General features: G+C 66.7%; 14 protein-coding genes. 9 read left to right on the top strand and 5 right to left on the bottom strand.

All coding sequences use genetic code 11. The features are described 5' to 3' along the window. From ACAG24_RS06800 to secA, 3 genes are all read left to right on the top strand, one after another. Window positions 1-624, top strand: a complete 624-nt coding sequence (locus tag ACAG24_RS06800; RefSeq protein WP_370472552.1) for a ComF family protein — start codon at window positions 1-3, stop codon at window positions 622-624. Window positions 625-913: 289 nt separating this feature from the next. After that, entirely contained in the window at window positions 914-1,597 is a 684-nt protein-coding gene (gene hpf / locus ACAG24_RS06795) for a ribosome hibernation-promoting factor, HPF/YfiA family (RefSeq protein WP_445206173.1), read from the top strand. Window positions 1,598-1,758: 161 nt separating this feature from the next. Beyond that, on the top strand, window positions 1,759-4,554 hold the full coding sequence (secA, locus tag ACAG24_RS06790; protein WP_370472554.1) for a preprotein translocase subunit SecA: 2,796 nt from the start codon (window positions 1,759-1,761) through the stop codon (window positions 4,552-4,554). 1 nt (window position 4,555) lies between these two features. Here the strand turns inward: secA and ACAG24_RS06785 are convergent, their stop codons facing one another. Then, window positions 4,556-5,113: an Rv3235 family protein gene (locus tag ACAG24_RS06785; protein ID WP_370472555.1), complete on the bottom strand. Its 558-nt coding sequence runs from the start codon at window positions 5,111-5,113 to the stop codon at window positions 4,556-4,558. 161 nt (window positions 5,114-5,274) lie between these two features. On the opposite strand from ACAG24_RS06785, the gene ACAG24_RS06780 reads away from it, so the two are divergent. The 6 genes from ACAG24_RS06780 to ACAG24_RS06755 all read left to right on the top strand — a co-directional run bounded on the left by ACAG24_RS06780 (window position 5,275) and on the right by ACAG24_RS06755 (window position 12,410). Further along, window positions 5,275-6,684, top strand: a complete 1,410-nt coding sequence (locus ACAG24_RS06780; protein ID WP_370472556.1) for a WS/DGAT/MGAT family O-acyltransferase — start codon at window positions 5,275-5,277, stop codon at window positions 6,682-6,684. A 58-nt stretch (window positions 6,685-6,742) separates the two neighbouring features. Then, the gene (locus tag ACAG24_RS06775) at window positions 6,743-8,473 is read left to right on the top strand and encodes a BCCT family transporter (RefSeq protein ID WP_370472557.1); all 1,731 of its coding nucleotides are present in this window, start codon (window positions 6,743-6,745) and stop codon (window positions 8,471-8,473) included. Beyond that, entirely contained in the window at window positions 8,474-9,307 is an 834-nt protein-coding gene (gene ppk2, locus ACAG24_RS06770) for a polyphosphate kinase 2 (RefSeq protein ID WP_370472558.1), read from the top strand. A gap of 29 nt (window positions 9,308-9,336) precedes the next feature. Then, a complete protein-coding gene (locus ACAG24_RS06765; protein WP_374150765.1) occupies window positions 9,337-9,834 on the top strand; it encodes a DUF6912 family protein in 498 nt (165 codons plus the stop codon). A gap of 97 nt (window positions 9,835-9,931) precedes the next feature. Then, window positions 9,932-11,083: a ferredoxin reductase gene (locus ACAG24_RS06760; RefSeq protein ID WP_370472559.1), complete on the top strand. Its 1,152-nt coding sequence runs from the start codon at window positions 9,932-9,934 to the stop codon at window positions 11,081-11,083. Between the two features lie 70 nt (window positions 11,084-11,153). After that, on the top strand, window positions 11,154-12,410 hold the full coding sequence (locus ACAG24_RS06755; protein ID WP_370472560.1) for a fatty acid desaturase family protein: 1,257 nt from the start codon (window positions 11,154-11,156) through the stop codon (window positions 12,408-12,410). 54 nt (window positions 12,411-12,464) lie between these two features. Here ACAG24_RS06755 and ACAG24_RS06750 read toward each other — a convergent pair whose 3' ends face one another. From ACAG24_RS06750 to aroA, 4 genes are all read right to left on the bottom strand, one after another. Further along, window positions 12,465-13,730: an oxidoreductase gene (locus ACAG24_RS06750; protein WP_370472561.1), complete on the bottom strand. Its 1,266-nt coding sequence runs from the start codon at window positions 13,728-13,730 to the stop codon at window positions 12,465-12,467. Between the two features lie 143 nt (window positions 13,731-13,873). Next, window positions 13,874-14,734 carry an aldo/keto reductase gene (locus ACAG24_RS06745; RefSeq protein WP_370472562.1) on the bottom strand — a complete coding sequence of 287 codons (861 nt, stop codon included), beginning with the start codon at window positions 14,732-14,734 and terminating at the stop codon, window positions 13,874-13,876. Window positions 14,735-14,828: 94 nt separating this feature from the next. After that, the gene (gene rsgA / locus ACAG24_RS06740) at window positions 14,829-15,809 is read right to left on the bottom strand and encodes a ribosome small subunit-dependent GTPase A (RefSeq protein WP_370472563.1); all 981 of its coding nucleotides are present in this window, start codon (window positions 15,807-15,809) and stop codon (window positions 14,829-14,831) included. Beyond that, the gene (aroA, locus tag ACAG24_RS06735) at window positions 15,806-17,110 is read right to left on the bottom strand and encodes a 3-phosphoshikimate 1-carboxyvinyltransferase (protein ID WP_370472564.1); all 1,305 of its coding nucleotides are present in this window, start codon (window positions 17,108-17,110) and stop codon (window positions 15,806-15,808) included. The genes rsgA and aroA overlap by 4 nt, the downstream gene beginning before the upstream one ends. Window positions 17,111-17,146: the final 36 nt, after the last annotated feature.

Below are 17,146 nucleotides of genomic sequence, written 5' to 3'. Positions count from 1 at the left end.
ATGCTCGATCTGGTCCTGCCTCTGCAGTGCGGCGGCTGTGAGGCCCCGGGAACTGCGTGGTGTCCCGACTGCGCGAATGACCTCGCCGTCCGAGACGACGAGCCGCACGTCATCACGGCGCGGCTCGATCCCGGCGTGCCCGTGCTGTCGCTCGGGCGATACGCAGGCGCGCGCCGCCGGGCCATCGTCGCGCTGAAGGAGCACGGCCGCACCGACCTGCACCGCCCGTTCGCCGCAGCCCTGCACGAGGCGATCGAGCACTTGCTGGCGTGGGGTGTCCTGCCACTGCCGCTGACCTTGGTGCCCGCGCCGACCCGGCGTTCGGCGGCCCGTCGCCGCGGCGGTGATCCCGTCACCAAGATCGCGACCGCAGCCGCCGGGCCCCGCGTCACCGTCGCGCCGGCCCTGCGCTACAAAGCTTTCACCCGCGACTCAGTCGGATTGTCGAGCGCGGCGCGGCAGCGCAACGTCGACGGCCGCGTGCGCCTCCTCAAACCGGTCGGCGGTCCGGTCGTCGTGGTCGACGACGTTGTGACCACCGGCGCCACCCTCAGCGAGTCCGTCCGCGTTCTGCAAACCGCAGGGGTCGACGTCGTTGCTGCGCTGGCGCTGGCGAACGCCTGAGCACGCGGCGCCCCATTACCCCGAGATCAATCGCGCGTGAAGAACTGAAAACAGGTCTGCCGAATAGGTGGCACGACTGGGTGAACAGCGACTACCGTCGGCACCAATCATCCGTGAACAATTCACGGCGGCGCTCAGGATGTGGGCGCCGGTATCGCGTCAGCGGTAGGAGGTGATCAGTCGACACCTTGCACCGGCGAGCGGCGCGATCATCTATGCCCCGTCGGCGCGATGTCTTCCCGGCCGGCACGCGTCAGCGTGCGAATGCGAGAGAATCGAGTTGCCAAGTATGTCAAGTCATTCCGTCAGGTCCGACAGCACGATGGTCATGGATTCCGAAAGCACGAGCGACGTTTCAGACCAACCCAACGCCGAAGTCGTGGTCAAGGGCCGCAACGTCGAAGTTCCCGACCACTTCCGCGTCTACGTCGCCGAAAAGCTGGCCCGCCTGGAACGATTCGACCGCACCATCTATCTCTTCGACGTCGAGCTCGACCACGAGAAGAACCGCCGCCAGCGCAAGAACTGTCAGCACGTCGAGATCACGGCCAAGGGCCGCGGACCGGTGGTGCGCGGTGAGGCCTGCGCCGACAGCTTCTACGCGGCCTTCGAAGCGGCGGTGAGCAAACTCGAGGCTCGGCTGCGTAAGAGCAAGGACCGTCGCAAGATCCACTACGGCGACAAGACGCCGGTCTCGCTGCACGAGGCGACGGCGCTGGACCGACTCGACGCCGCTTTCGCGCGGACGGCCGCCGATGCCGCACCCGCCGAAGCGCCGGTCGACTTCCACGAACCGGGCCGCATCGTGCGCGTCAAGGAGCACCCCGCCGAGCCGATGACCGTCGACGACGCGCTCTACGAGATGGAGCTGGTGGGCCACGACTTCTTCCTGTTCCACGACAAGGAGAGCGACCGGCCCTGCGTGGTCTATCGCAGGCACGCCTACGACTACGGATTGATCAAGCTCGCCTGACGGCCTGATCGGGCAGGAATCCCCCGTGAACTCGGTTCCGGGGGATTCTTGCTGCGCGGCGCGATGCACAGGCTGGGATTTCGGCGCGTCGCCTACGATGGTGTCGGTCTGTCGCGATGCCGTATCCGACGGAGTTCAGACGACGAAAAAGGGTTATCAGCGTGCTTGGGAAGTTGCTCCGTATCGGCGAGGGCCGCATGGTCAAGCGCCTCAAGGGGGTGGCTGACTACGTCAACACCCTGTCCGACGACATGGAGAAGCTCTCCGACGCCGAACTGCGCGCCAAGACCGCGGAGTTCCGGGGCCGCCTCGAGAACGGCAAAGAGGACCTCGACGACCTGATGCCCGAGGCGTTCGCCGTCGCCCGCGAGGCGGCCTGGCGGGTGCTCAACCAGCGCCACTTCGACGTTCAGGTGATGGGCGGTGCCGCGCTGCACTTCGGCAACGTCGCCGAGATGAAGACCGGTGAGGGCAAGACCCTGACCGCCGTGCTGCCCGCCTATCTGAACGCGCTGGCAGGCAAGGGCATGCACATCGTCACCGTCAACGACTACCTGGCCAAGCGCGACGCCGAACAGATGGGCCGCGTGCACCGGTTCCTCGGCCTCGAGGTCGGCGTCATCCTGTCGCAGCTGACGCCCGAGCAGCGCCGGACCGCCTATGCCGCGGACATCACCTACGGCACCAACAACGAGTTCGGCTTCGACTACCTGCGCGACAACATGGCGCTGCGGCTCGAAGACTGCGTGCAGCGCGGCCACAACTTCGCCATCGTCGACGAGGTCGACTCGATCCTGATCGACGAGGCCAGGACGCCGCTGATCATCTCCGGTCCCGCCGACGGCGGCTCCAACTGGTACACCGAGTTCGCCCGTCTCGCTCCGCTGATGGAGAAGGACGTCCACTACGAGGTCGACATCAAGAAGCGCGTCGTCGGTATCAACGAGGTCGGCGTCGAATTCGTCGAGGACCAGCTGGGCATCGAGAACCTCTACGAGGCCGCCAACTCGCCGCTGATCAGCTACCTGAACAATTCGATCAAGGCCAAGGAACTCTTCGAGCGCGACAAGCACTACATCGTCCGCAACGGTGAAGTTCTCATCGTCGACGACTTCACCGGTCGCGTACTGATCGGCCGCCGCTACAACGAGGGTCTGCATCAGGCCATCGAGGCCAAAGAGCACGTCGAGATCAAGGCCGAGAACCAGACGGTCGCGACGATCACGCTGCAGAACTACTTCCGTCTCTACGACAAGCTCGCAGGCATGACCGGTACCGCCGAGACCGAGGCCGCCGAGCTGCACGAGATCTACAAGCTGGGCGTTGTCCCGATCCCGACGAATCGGCCGATGGTCCGCACCGACCAGTCCGACCTCATCTACAAGACCGAGGAAGCCAAGTTCATCGCGGTCGTCGACGACGTGTCCGAGCGCTACGAGAAGGGCCAGCCGGTGCTGATCGGCACGACGAGCGTCGAGCGCTCGGAGTTCCTGTCGCGCCAATTCGAGAAGCGCCGCATCCCGCACAACGTCCTCAACGCCAAGTACCACGAGCAGGAGGCCGGCATCATCGCCGAGGCCGGCCGGCTCGGCGCGATCACCGTCGCCACCAACATGGCCGGCCGCGGCACCGACATCGTGCTCGGCGGCAACGTCGACTACCTGCTGGACCGCCGACTGCGCCAGCGCGGACTCGACCCGATCGAGACCGCCGACGAATACGAGCAGGGCTGGCACGAAGAGTTGCCGCACGTCAAGGAGCAGGTGGCGGCCGAGGCCAAGGACGTCATCGCCGCGGGCGGGCTGTACGTGCTGGGCACCGAGCGCCACGAATCGCGCCGCATCGACAACCAGCTGCGCGGCCGCTCCGGTCGTCAGGGCGACCCCGGCGAGTCCCGCTTCTACCTGTCGCTGGCCGACGAGCTGATGCGTCGGTTCAACGGTGCCACGCTGGAGACGCTGCTGACCCGCCTGAACCTGCCCGACGACGTGCCGATCGAGGCGAAGATGGTCTCGCGCGCCATCAAGAGTGCGCAGACCCAGGTCGAGCAGCAGAACTTCGACATCCGCAAGGAAGTGCTGAAGTACGACGAGGTGATGAACCAGCAGCGCAAGGTCATCTACGCCGAGCGCCGCCGCATCCTCGAAGGCGAGAACCTCGCCGAACAGGCCGAGAAGATGCTCGTCGACGTCGTCACCGCCTACGTCGACGGCGCGACCGCCGAGGGTTACTCCGAGGACTGGGATCTGGAGAAGCTGTGGGAGGGCCTCAAGCAGCTCTACCCGATCAGCATCGACCACCACGACCTGATCGACTCCGACGCCGTCGGGGAGCCGGGCGAACTCACCCGCGAAGAACTGCTCGACGCACTCGTCAACGACGCCAAGCGCGCGTACGCGGCACGCGAGGCCGAGATCGAGGAGATCGCCGGCGAGGGTGCGATGCGCCAGCTCGAACGCAACGTCCTGCTCAACGTGCTCGACCGCAAGTGGCGCGAGCACCTCTACGAGATGGACTACCTGCGTGAGGGCATCGGCCTGCGCGGGCTGGCCCAGCAGCGCCCCGAGGTCGAGTACGCCCGCGAGGGATACGACATGTTCATCGGCATGCTCGACGGCATGAAGGAAGAGTCCGTCGGGTTCCTGTTCAACGTCCAGGTCGAGCGCGCGCCCGCGCCGGCGGTCTCGGCGCAGGCGACCCCGGCCGGGCTGGCCGAGTTCGCCGCCGCCGCGGCGCAGCAGGGCGCAGTGGCGACCAAGGAACGCCCGGCGGCGGGCTTGCGCGCCAAGGGAATCGACGATCAGCAGCAGCGGCTGACCTACTCCGGACCGTCCGAGGACGGCGGGGTGGAGGTCAAGCGCACCGGTCCGTCACCGACGACCGGGACCACCCGCAAGGAGCGCCGCGAGGCCGCCCGCCAGCAGCAGAAGGCCGGCAGGCACTCCAAGCGCGGCTGATTCAGCCGATCTGCAAGGCGACCAACCGCCAGCTGTTCTGGTGGCGTTCGATGCGCCCGGCGATGGCGTGCACGCGGCCGCTGCGGGTGAACGACGCGAACACCTCCGCAGCGCTGACCTCGTCGGCGCTGCCGACGGGGTTGTCCATCGCGTTGTCGACGGTGCGGACGCGGACCCGGCGCAAGGTGGCGCTGCCTGCGCGCGGTGCCCCGGAGCGTGCGACGACGCAGTCGATGAGGAACGGCGTCATCAGCGGACGGAGCTGGGCGATCGGCCGTCGCCTGTCGATCACTTCGATCACGCGGCGCAGCGCAGTCTCGGCGAAGGTGACTGCCGATCGGGGCGGCGGGATCTCGCGGTGGACGGGCCGGGGTGAGGGCAGGGACCGTGACGAAGTCCGATGCAGGGCCGCGCCGGACGGCGTAGGGCACGCCGGTGTCGGCGCTGACGACGGGAACGGTTGCGGAACCGGTTCGTAGTCGATGACCGGCGAGGTCAGCCAGATCTGCGCAGCGGGCGCGGCCTGCGACGGAACAGAGGAAGCGGGGGATGAGGGCATGCGTGTTCTCCAGCGTTCGACGGGACAGCTGCTGGAGAGTGGCAGCTCCCCAATGATCGCATGCATGTCAGAGGCCGGAGAGCACCCGTTCTGCGGAGGCTTGCAAAAGACGGATAACGTGTCGGGGTCTGACGTTTGTCGATAGGGAGGCTGCGCCGCGCATGGTGACCAGGTTGTCGGCGTCGGACGCATCCTTCTACCGGCTGGAGAACTCGTCGACGCCGATGTATGTCGGCTCGCTGCAGATCCTGCGCAAACCCCGCAGCGGACTCAGTTACGAGACGCTGCTGGCCACCGTCGAACGGCGCCTGCCGCAGATCCCGCGCTACCGGCAGAAGGTCCGCGAAGTCACCCTGGGCCTCGCCCGGCCCGTCTGGGTCGACGACCGTGACTTCGACATCACCTATCACGTCAGGCGCTCTGCGCTGCCGTCTCCGGGCAGCGACGTCCAGCTGCACGACCTCATCGCCCGGCTCGGATCGCGTCCGCTCGACAAGACCCGCCCGCTGTGGGAGATGTACCTCGTCGAGGGACTCGCCAAGAATCGGGTCGCGATCTACACCAAGTCGCATCAGGCGCTCGTCAACGGTATGACCGCCCTCGAGATCGGCCACGTCATCGCCGACCGCACGCAGAAGCCGCCCGAATTCGGGGAGGACATCTGGATTCCCGGCCGCGAGCCCAGCGACCGGCAGCTGCTGATGGGCGCGCTCGGCGAATGGATCATGCGGCCGACCGCGCAGGCGGCAGCGGTCCGCAATGCCGTCACCGAGACCGTGACCAGCACCGCACAGATCATCGACCTGGGCCGTCGCGTCGCCGACGTGGCCCGCACCGTCGCCCGTGGCACGGCTCCGAGCAGTCCGCTGAACACCACCGTGTCGCGCAACCGGCGGTTCTCCGTCGCCTCGGGCAGCCTCGACGAGTTCCGCGTCGTGCGCGCCCGCTACGACTGCGATATCAACGACGTCGTGCTCGCGATGGTGGCCGGCGCGCTGCGCAACTGGCTGCTCTCCCGTGGGGAACCGGTGACTTCCACGGCCACGGTGCGCGCGATGGCGCCGATGTCGGTGTATCCGGACGCCGAGATCGACTCGTCGGGTCCGGGGCAGGCCATCAGCGAGGTGACGCCGTTCCTGGTCGACCTGCCCGTCGGGGAGTCCAACGCCGTCGTCCGGTTGTCCCAGATCTCGCACGCCACCGAGACCCATCCGACGGCGCCCAGCCTGGTCGACGCCCGCACCATCGTCACCCTGTCGGGTTTCGCGCCACCGACCCTGCACGCCATGGGTATTCGTGTCGCCACCAGCTTCTCGGCCCGCCAGTTCAACCTGCTCATCACCAATGTGCCCGGCGCGCAGAGTCAGATGTACATCGCGGGCACCAAACTGCTGGAGACCTACGCCGTGCCGCCGCTGCTGCACAACCAGACGCTGGCCATCGGCGTCACGTCCTACAACGGCATGCTGTACTTCGGGATCAACGCCGACCGCGACGCGATGAGCGATGTGGAGATGCTGCCCAGCCTGTTGCGCGAAGCGCTCGATGAACTGGTGGAAGCCGCACAGTGACCGGTTTGTGACGCTACGGGATTTGACGGGTGCCCCCAACAGGCGTCGAATGACTCGAATGGCCGACATTTCCGACCGCGAAATCACCGCGGTGCCCAAGTCCGACGCCGACGATCTGCCATTGCATCCTGTGCTGGATGTTCCCGTCGTGGAGCACGAGATCTCGCGGTCGCGCGGCATCGACTGGGTCGTGTTCGGAGTCACCTCGGTTCTCGCTGCGGCGTTCTTGGTGTGGGGGTTCTTGAGCACCGACACCTTGGCCAGCGCATCGAGCACCGCGCTGACATGGGTCATGGACAACACCGGCTGGCTGTTCGCGCTGACCAGTACCGGGTTCGTCGTCTTCGTCCTCTACCTCGCGCTCGGTCGGTACGGAACGATTCCACTCGGGCGAGACGGCGAAGAGCCCGAGTTCAACGGTGTCTCGTGGGTCGCGATGATGTTCAGCGCAGGCATGGGCATCGGATTGATGTTCTTCGGTGTCGCCGAGCCGTTGTCGCATTTCGCGACGCCGCCGCCGGGCACCGGGCCAGAAGGCAACTCCGAGGCCGTTCAGAATGCGATGGCCACCACGCTGTTCCATTGGACCCTGCATCCGTGGGCCATCTACGCCGTCGTCGGCCTGGCCATCGCCTACGGCGTCTACCGCAAAGGCCGGCTGCAGCTGATCAGCGCGGCCTTCGAGCCGCTGCTGGGATCACGGGCCAACGGCCCCTGGGGCAAAGTCATCGACATGCTGGCGATCTTCGCCACTCTGTTCGGCTCGGCTGCCTCCCTCGGCCTGGGCGCACTCCAGATCCGCAGCGGCCTGCAAATCGTGGCCGGCATCGGTGAGACCGGCAACGCCATCTTGGTCATGATCATCGCGGTACTGACCGTGTGCTTCGTCCTGTCGGCGGTGTCGGGCATCGCTCGCGGCATCCAGTGGCTGTCCAACATCAACATGGTGCTGGCCCTCGTGCTCGCGATGTTCGTGTTCGTGGTCGGCCCAACGGTTTTCATTCTCAACCTGCTGCCGACATCGCTGGGTAGCTATTTCGCCGACCTGAACATGATGTCGGCGCGCACCGGCGCCGAGGGCGCCGACGTCAACGCCTGGCTGCAGTCCTGGACGATCTTCTACTGGGCGTGGTGGGTGTCGTGGACCCCGTTCGTGGGCATGTTCATCGCCCGGATCTCGCGGGGACGCACCATCCGTCAGTTCGTCGGCGGCGTGCTGCTGGTTCCGAGCATCGTGTCGCTCATCTGGTTCGCCATCTTCGGCGGCGCGGCGATCAACCAGCAACAGAACGGCACCGACCTCGCCGGGGAAGGCGGCGTCGAGGAGCAGCTCTTCACGCTGCTCGACCAATATCCGATCGCGACCATCGCCAGCATCATCGTCATGGTTCTGGTGGCGATCTTCTTCGTGTCCGGCGCGGATGCGGCGTCGATCGTCATGGGCTCGCTGTCGCAGAAGGGCACCATCCACCCCAGCCGCGGAACGGTGGTGTTCTGGGGTGTGGCCACCGGTGCGGTCGCCGCAGTGATGCTGCTTGTCGGCGGCGAGGACGCACTGACAGGTTTGCAGACCATCACGATCATCGCGGCGCTGCCGTTCCTGCTCGTGATGGTCGGACTCGCCGTCTCGTTGGTCAAAGACCTACGCCACGATCCCAAGATCGTGCGTCGCGAGTACGCCGCCGAGGCCGTCAACAGCGCGGTGATCTCCGGCGTCACCCAACACGGCGACGACTTCATCATCTCGGTGGAGAAAGACCCCAACTGCGAAAACGGCAAGGCTCCCTAGGTGGGTACGAACAAGAAGCCGAGCAAGAAAAACAAGCTGCCCGACGACGTCTATGAGGCCGAGTTATTCCGTCTCCAAACGGAATTGGTGAAGCTCCAGGAATGGGTCCGAGCCACCGGTGCGCGCGTGGTGATCGTGTTCGAGGGCCGCGATGCCGCGGGCAAGGGCGGCACGATCAAACGCATCACCGAATATCTGAGCGCCCGCATCGCGCGCATCGCCGCCTTACCCGCGCCGTCGGATCGTGAACGCGGGCAATGGTATTTCCAGCGCTACATCGCCCACCTACCCGCCAAAGGCGAGATCGTGCTGTTCGACAGGTCCTGGTACAACCGTGCGGGCGTGGAGAAGGTGATGGGGTTCTGCACCCCGGCCGAGCACGCGTTGTTCCTGCGCCAGACACCGATTTTCGAGCAGATGCTCATCGAGGACGGCATCATTCTTCGCAAGTACTGGTTCTCCGTCTCCGACGACGAACAGCTGCGCAGGTTCAAGTCGCGTCTCAACGATCCGGTGCGGCGGTGGAAGCTGTCGCCGATGGATCTGGAATCGGTGTATCGGTGGGAGGACTACTCACGCGCCAAGGACCAGATGATGGTGCACACGGACACCCCGCTGAGTCCCTGGTACGTCGTCGAGTCGGACGTCAAGAAGCATGCCCGGCTCAACATGATCTCCCACCTGTTGTCGACCATCGACTACTACGATGTCGACCCGCCGAAGGTGAAGTTGCCCAAGCGTCCTGTGCTCAGCGGCGACTACCAGCGCCCGCCCCGCGAATTGTCGACCTATGTCGACGATCACGTCGCCACGCTGACGGGCGACCGCGAATAGGTCCTGTGTAGGGCGACTAGGCTCTTTTCGTGCGCGTCTACGTCCCCGCAACCCTGGCCATGCTGCAGAAGCTGGTCGCCGACGGGTCGCTTCGTCCGCTCAATGGGACGGCGTTCGCCGTGACCCCGACGCTGCGCGAGGCTTACGCCGAGGGAGACGAGGACGAACTCGCCGATGTCGCGTTGCGGGAGGCGGCGATGGCGTCGCTTCGTCTGCTCGGTGACGAGAAGTCCGACGGGCTGCCTGCACGGCGGGTGGTCGTCGAAGCCGACGCCGACGACGTGACGCTTCGGCCCGACCTCGACGACGCCGTCGTGCGGGTGGCGGGGGAGCTGGCTCTTGCTCGGGTGATCGCCGCGTACGTCGACAACGCCGCCGCCGAGGCGGCTGTCATCGCCGCCGTCGAGGTGATCGACACGGCCGATTTGGGCGATGAGGACGCCGAGCTCACGGTCGGCGACGCCCAGGACCACGACCTCGCGTGGTATGCGCCACAAGAGCTGCCATTCCTGCTTGACCTGCTGTGAGAGTGGATACGGTACCGTAAGTTACGCTACCGTAGGTAGGCGTCCCACTACGCTGGGACTGCGTCGCGATCACGTGCAATCCCGGGCAGGAGCCGTCATGGCCAAGACGACAATCAAGACCACCGCGAAGGTGGCCGACACCGTGCGGCCCACCGTTGCCGGTGCCAAGCAGCGCCCGGGCTGGCATGTCCTGCGCACGATCGCAGGCCGGATCACCACCCCGCTGCTGCCCGATGACTACCTCAAGCTCGCCAACCCGCTGTGGTCGGCGCGCGAGCTTCGGGGCCGCGTCATCGAGGTGCGCAGGGAGACCGAGGACTCCGCCACGCTCGTCATCAAGCCCGGGTGGGGCTTCTCGTTCGACTACGAAGCCGGCCAGTACATCGGCATCGGCCTGCTCGTCGAGGGACGCTGGCGCTGGCGCTCGTACTCGCTGACCTCGAGTCCGGTAGCGAGCAAGGGTTCGCGCACCATCACCATCACCGTCAAGGCGATGCCCGAGGGTTTCCTGTCGACCCACCTCGTCGGCGGTGTCGAACCGGGCACCATCGTGAGACTTGCTGCGCCGCAAGGCAATTTCGTGATGCCGGACCCCGCGCCGGCGTCGGTGCTGTTCCTGACCGCAGGCTCGGGCATCACCCCGGTGATGTCGATGCTGCGGACCCTGTCGCGGCGCTCGCAGATCGGCGGTCCCGGCCACATCGTGCATCTGCATTCGGCCCCCGCCGAGTCGGACGTGATGTTCGCCTCCGAGCTGTCGCAGCTGGCGTCCCGCAACGAGGGATATCGGCTGCAGCTGCGCGCGACGCGAACCGAGGGCAGGCTCGACTTCGACCGGCTCGACGAGGTCGTGCCCGACTGGCGTAAACGTCAGACGTGGGCCTGCGGCCCCGAGGCGATGCTCGAGGCCGCCGAGCGGACGTGGAAAGCCGCCGGCGCCGCCGAGCGGCTCCATTTGGAGCGGTTCGCGGTGTCTCGGGCGCCGGTGCACGGCAGCGGCGGCACGGTGGAGTTCAGGCGCTCGGGGCGGTCTGCCACGGTCGATGCGGCGACGTCACTGATGGACGCCGGGGAGGACGCCGGTGTCCGGATGCCGTTCGGCTGCCGCATGGGCATCTGCCAGTCCTGCGTCGTAGGGCTGGTCGAAGGGCACGTGCGCGATCTGCGAACGGGCGTCGAGCACGAACCGGGTACCCGGGTACAGACGTGCGTTTCGGCGGCGTCGGGCGACTGCGTGCTCGACGTTTAAGCTTTACTGGGTAGTAACCTACGAATACGTAGGTTACGGTAGCGTAGGTACGGAGAGAGGAGGCTGAACCATGGCGATCACAGACGTTCCCGAATTCGCGCATCTGATGGATGCGGACATCGAGAACCTGGCACGCGAACTCGATGCGATCCGCCAGGACGTCGAGGACTCCCGCGGGGCGAGCGACGCACGCTACATCCGCCGCACCATCGCGTTCCAACGCGCTCTGGAGGTGGCCGGCCGGCTCATGCTGGCGGGAAGCTCCAGCCGAAAGTTCTGGTGGGCGGGCACCACGACGCTGGGCGTGGCCAAGATCATCGAGAACATGGAGATCGGCCACAACGTCATGCACGGCCAGTGGGACTGGATGAACGACCCCGAGATCCACTCCTCCTCGTGGGAGTGGGACATGAGCGGTGCGTCCAAGCACTGGCGCTTCACCCACAACTTCATGCATCACAAGTACACGAACATCCTCGGCATGGACGACGACGTGGGCTACGGCGTCATCCGGGTCACCCGCGATCAGCGGTGGACCCCGATGAACCTGCTGAATCTGTTCTTCAACACACTGCTGGCAGCGGGCTTCGAATGGGGCGTCGGCCTCCAGCACCTGGAGCTCGGCAAGATCTTCAAAGGCCGCGACGATCGCAAAGCGACCATGGTGCGCGTCAAGGAGTTCGGCATCAAGGCCGGCCATCAGGTGGCGAAGGACTACGTTGCTTATCCCGCGCTGACCTCGCTGTCGCCGAAGGCAACGTTCAAGTCGACGTTGAAGGCCAACGTCGTCGCGAACATCATCCGCAACGTGTGGGCCAACGCCGTGATCTTCTGCGGCCACTTCCCGGACGGGGCCGAAAAGTTCACGAAGACCGACATGGTCGGCGAGTCCCGTGGCGAGTGGTACCTGCGTCAGATGCTCGGCAGCGCCAACTTCGAGAACGGCCCGGTGCTGCGCTTCATGAGCGGCAACCTGTGCCATCAGATCGAGCACCATCTGTTCCCGGATCTTCCGAGCAACCGTTACTACGAGATCTCGCTTCGGGTGCGGGAAATCTGCGACAAGTACGACCTGCCCTACACCACAGGCAATTTCGCCGTGCAGTACGGAAAGTCTTGGCGCACCATCGCCAAACTGTCGCTACCGGACCGCTTCCTGAGCGACACCCGCGACGATGCACCGGAGACGCGCAGCGAGCGGATGTTCGACGGGTTGGACGACACGGAACGCAGCGGCCTGAAGTCGGCGATCGCGGCCGTGCGGACTCGACGCCGCGCCAAGCGTGCGGAGAAGGCTGCGGTCAAGCGCCAGAGCCTGGCGGCCTGACGGCCTCAAAGCGTGTCGAGGGTGGCTTCCGCTCTGCCGCCCTCGACACGACTTTCACTCATCCTCATGGGCCGTGGGTTTGCGCCCCGATCCCTTGCCCTTGAACCCGCCGGAGAACCGGTAGGCGGCATGCCGCAGCAGGTTGGTTCGTGGAATTCGCCAGCACTGCAACGGATGATGTTCGTCGTGCATCAGGCAGATGTTGCACGATACGCACGCCGGCGACGTCTGACCCCCCGTCGACAGCCGACGTGCCAAGTCGGGCTCCCGGATGAACGGCCTTGCCATCGAAAGGAAATCGGCACGACCATCGCGGATCAGCGTCTCCATCGTTGCGACTCTGCGGATGCCGCCGACCAGGATGATGCTCGTGTCGACCTCGGTGCGCACCGCATCCGCGAACGGCAGGAAGTAGGCCTCCGGTTCTGCGGTTCGATGCAGGCGGTGCAACAGCAGGTCGCGCGCGGCCTCTTTCGGGCCGACGGCGACGTAGCCGCGGATCGATGCGCTGACGTAATCGCTCATCAGGTTCGAGGAGATCTCCACCCCGTGCAGTCCCGCCGCGACGAATCGTGCTACCCCTTGGACCGCTTCGTCGACGGACAGGCCACCGGGTTCGTCGACGAGGTCGGCGATGCCGACCTTCATCGTCAATCCGCGGTCGGGCGGGAGTTCGGAGCGGATCGCGCGGATGACCTCCGTTGGGAACCGGTCCCGGTTTTCTTGTGAACCGCCCCAATGGTCGTCGCGCCGGTTTGTCAGCGGCGAGCGGAACTGGCTGATCAGGTAACCGTTCGCGCCGTGCAGGTGGACGCCGTCGAAGCCCGCCTCGACCGCGCGGCGTGCCGCGGAGCGGAACGCGTCGATCGCCTCGTGGATCTCGTCGTCGGATGCGGCGCAGACCTTGCGACCGGTCATCACGTTGTCGACGGGGGAGGGCGCGAGCGGCCGCGTCGCGAACGACATGGATTGGCTACCGGCGTGGGCGATCTGGGCGAAGATGCGGCCACCGTGCCGGTGGACGGCGTCGGTCACGCGGCGGAAGCCGGGAATCGCGTCGTCTGTGTCCAGTCCGGCCTGCAATTCGCCGTACCGTCCGCGGCGGTGGCTGTAGATGTGCCCGGTGAAGGCCAGGCCGACGCCGCCGCGTGCCAGATTGTCGTGCAGGGCGGCGTAGTCCTGACCGATTCGGCCGTCGGGATCGGCCATCGATTCGCCGGTTCCGGCGCGGATCAGCCGGTTCCTGAGGAGGACGGGGCCGAGAGTCGCGGGTTGAAAAACGCTGCGGGGCAGAGCGTCGGGGTTGTCGTGCGGATCCACCGGGCAGGCACCTCCCCGAGCGCGGTTAAGCTATCTTGAATGGAATTCAACCACACTAAGATGCGGGGAGGGAAGGTGGGGTCCGCAGAACGCACGCCGCGAGTGGCGTGCCTCCGGGGCGCGCCACTCGCGGGGTGTCAGAGCTAGCTCGGGATGTAGTCGAACGTGTCCGGGTTCGGGCCGATCCGACCGTCCTCACCCTTGTCCAGGCCGGAGATCGCGTCGAAATCGTCGGCGCCGAGCTCGAAGTCGAACAGTGCGAAATTGTCCTTGATCCGTTGCAGCGTCACCGATTTCGGGAAAACGATGTCACCGCGCTGAATGTGCCAGCGCAGTACGACCTGCGCCGGTGACTTGCCTGTGGACTCGGCGATGCGGGTGATGACGGGATCGTCGAGCACCTTGCCCTGCGCAATCGGTGACCAGGCTTCGGTCGCGATGCCGTGCTCCTTGCCGTAGGCGCGGACCTCGTTGTTGGCGAAGTACGGATGCACCTCGATCTGGTTGACCGCGGGCACGGTGTCTGACTCGTCGGCCAGCCGCTGCAGGTGCGCCACCTGGAAGTTGGACACCCCGATGCTGCGGGCGCGGCCGTCTTTCTTGAACTCCTCCAACGTTTTCCACGTCGAGACGAAATCGCCGTCATACAGCGTCGGCAGCGGCCAGTGGATCAGGAACAGGTCGACGTAGTTGTCGTCGCCGTCGAAGGCCAGCGCCTTCAGCGTCTCGTCGAACGCCCGACGCGCATCCTCAGGCGTGTGGAAGCCGTTGTTGAGCTTGCTCGTGATGAAGACGTCGCCGCGGCTGAGCCCCGAGTTGCGGACGCCCTCGCCGACGCCCTTCTCGTTCTGGTACATCTCCGCGGTGTCGATGTGGCGGTAGCCGACCTCGAGGGCCTGCTTGACGGCATCGGCGGTCTCGTCGGGCTCGATCTGGAACACGCCGAATCCGAGCTGCGGGATGCGCGCGCCGTCGTTGAGTTCGATCGTCGGTACTTCAGTCATAAATCCTCCTTCGCCGGCAGCGTGCCCCACGGACCCCTGCCGCAAACGCATCGGTCAGCCGGTAATTCCTCCGTCACAACGCGGGGCGGGGCACTCAGCCTTCCCGCAGCGCCGCCAGCAGCCTCCGGGCGGCCAGGACGCGACCTTCGGCAGCTCCGGTCAGCCCGTCCAGCGCGCACTCGGGATCCGCGGGCGGGCCCATGTGCCCGCACCCGCGGGGGCAGTCGTCGATCGCGTCCGCGAGATCGGAGAACGCCAGGACCACGTCGTCGGGTTCGATGTGTGCCAGCCCGAACGACCGGATGCCCGGGGTGTCGACCACCCAGCCGCCGAGCGCCAGCGGCAAGGCCACCGACTGGGTCGAGGTGTGCCGGCCCTTGCCGACGTCGGTGACCGCACCGGTGGCCCGTTCTGCCTCGGGGACAAGGCGATTCACCAGTGTCGACTTGCCGACGCCGGAATGGCCGAGCAGTGCGGTGACCTTGTCGGCGAGCAGCGTTCCGACGGCCTCGAGGGGGTCGTGGCGACCGGCGGTGGTGATGGTCAGGTCGAGGTCGCGGAACTGCGCGGCGAACGGTTCCGCCGGCGCCAGATCGGTTTTCGTCAGGCACAGGATCGGGATCAGTCCACCGGCATAGGCCGCGATCAGTGCGCGCTCGACGAGGCCGGTACGCGGCGGCGGGTCGGCCAGCGCGACCACGATGAGCAACTGGTCGGCGTTGGCGACGACGACGCGTTCGGTCGGGTCGGTGTCATCGGCGGTGCGGCGCAACACTGTTCGCCGTTCCCCGCGGCGCACGATGCGCGCAAGCGTGTCGGTGCGACCCGACAGATCGCCGACGACGTCGACGTCGTCACCGACGACGATCGGCGTGCGCCCCAGTTCGCGCGCGCGCATCGCCGTCACGCGGCGATCCGGGTCGTCGCCGAGCACGCAACCCCACCGACCCCGGTCGACCGTCACCACCATCGCCTGCTGGGCGTCGGCGTGTTCGGGCCGGGTCTTCGTGCGCGGGCGCGAGCCCCGCCCGGGGCGCACCCGGACATCGGACTCGTCGTACTCGCGTTTGCTCAAGCGTTGACCCGCAGGTCCGTCTGGCCGTCCAGCATGTCGGCCCACAACTGCGGAAACTCGGGAAGTGTCTTCGCGGTGGTGCCGATGTCCTCGACGTCGATGCCCGGAACCCGCAGGCCGATGATCGCCCCCGCGGTCGCCATCCGGTGGTCGGCGTAGGACGACCACGTGCCTCCGTGCATCTGCCGCGCGGTGATGACCAGGCCGTCCTCGGTCTCCTCGCACTGGCCGCCGATGCGGTTGATCTCGGTGCTCAGCGCAGCCAACCTGTCGGTCTCGTGTCCGCGCAGGTGCGCGATGCCGCGCAGTCGCGACACCGAGCCCGGGGCGGCCAGCGCGGCCATCGCGGCGACCGAGGGAGCGAGCTCGCCGACGTCGCGCAGGTCGACGTCGATGCCGTCGTAGGTCGTCGCACCCTGGATTTCCAGGTACGAAGTTCCGCGCCGCACGTCCGATCCCAGGCTTTCCAGAATCGACAGGATGGTGTCTGCGGGTTGCGTGCTGACGCTGGGCCAGCCGGTGATGCGTACGGCGCCGCCGCTGACGACGGCGGCCGCAAGGAACGGCACGGAATTCGACAGGTCCGGCTCGATGGTCCAGTGCCGAGCCGCGATGGGGCCCGGTGCCACCCGCCAGACGTCGGCCTCGGAGTCGTCGACATCGACGCCGGCGTCGCGGAGCATCGAGACGGTCATCGCGATGTGCGGGGCCGACGGCACGGACTCGCCGGTGTGCACGATCGTGAGACCTTCGGTGAACGCGGCACCGGACAGCAGCAGCCCCGACACGAACTGTGACGAGCCCGACGCGTCGATCTCGACGGTGCCGCCGCGCACCGCACCGTCGCCGCGCACGGTGAACGGCAGGCTGTCACCGTCGACGGGCACACCGAGGCCGCGCAGTCCGTCGAGCAGCGGAGCGATCGGCCGCGACCGGGCCTGCTCGTCGCCGTCGAAGACCACGGTCTCTGTGCTCAGTGCGGCCAGCGGCGGCACGAAGCGCAACACGGTGCCGGCGAGACCGCAGTCGATGCGGGTGTCGGCCTGCGGGGCCAGGGTGCCGCTGACGGTCAGTTCGGTGTCGTCGGTGTCGGAGGCCTCGATGGTGATGCCGAGCGCCTGCAGCGCCGCGATCATGAGGTCGGTGTCGCGGCTGCGAAGCGCACCCGAGACGGTTGCGCGCGCGCCAAGGGCGGCGAGGATGAGCGCCCGGTTGGTCTGGGATTTCGAGCCGGGCACGGTGACGGTCGCGTGGACGGGGGTCGCGGTCGACGGGGCCGGCCAATTGCTCACAGCACCCATTCTGGCCTGTCGGGAGTTTCTGCCACCATGGGGACC

Source organism: Mycobacterium bulgaricum (genome assembly GCF_041287165.2).
In the GTDB taxonomy this organism is placed as follows: Bacteria; Actinomycetota; Actinomycetes; order Mycobacteriales; family Mycobacteriaceae; genus Mycobacterium; species Mycobacterium bulgaricum.
This window is presented reverse-complemented; position numbering and strand designations above follow the sequence as displayed.

Excerpts from the sequence above, each read along its gene's own strand:
- ACAG24_RS06800 (WP_370472552.1), top strand. The coding sequence starts at position 1 with ATGCTCGATCTGGTCCTGCCTCTGCAGTGCGGCGGCTGTGAGGCCCCG.
- hpf (WP_445206173.1), top strand. The coding sequence starts at position 914 with ATGTCAAGTCATTCCGTCAGGTCCGACAGCACGATGGTCATGGATTCC.
- ACAG24_RS06785 (WP_370472555.1), bottom strand. The coding sequence starts at position 5,113 with ATGCCCTCATCCCCCGCTTCCTCTGTTCCGTCGCAGGCCGCGCCCGCT.
- ACAG24_RS06780 (WP_370472556.1), top strand. The coding sequence starts at position 5,275 with ATGGTGACCAGGTTGTCGGCGTCGGACGCATCCTTCTACCGGCTGGAG.
- ACAG24_RS06775 (WP_370472557.1), top strand. The coding sequence starts at position 6,743 with ATGGCCGACATTTCCGACCGCGAAATCACCGCGGTGCCCAAGTCCGAC.
- ACAG24_RS06760 (WP_370472559.1), top strand. The coding sequence starts at position 9,932 with ATGGCCAAGACGACAATCAAGACCACCGCGAAGGTGGCCGACACCGTG.
- ACAG24_RS06755 (WP_370472560.1), top strand. The coding sequence starts at position 11,154 with ATGGCGATCACAGACGTTCCCGAATTCGCGCATCTGATGGATGCGGAC.
- ACAG24_RS06745 (WP_370472562.1), bottom strand. The coding sequence starts at position 14,734 with ATGACTGAAGTACCGACGATCGAACTCAACGACGGCGCGCGCATCCCG.
- aroA (WP_370472564.1), bottom strand. The coding sequence starts at position 17,110 with ATGGGTGCTGTGAGCAATTGGCCGGCCCCGTCGACCGCGACCCCCGTC.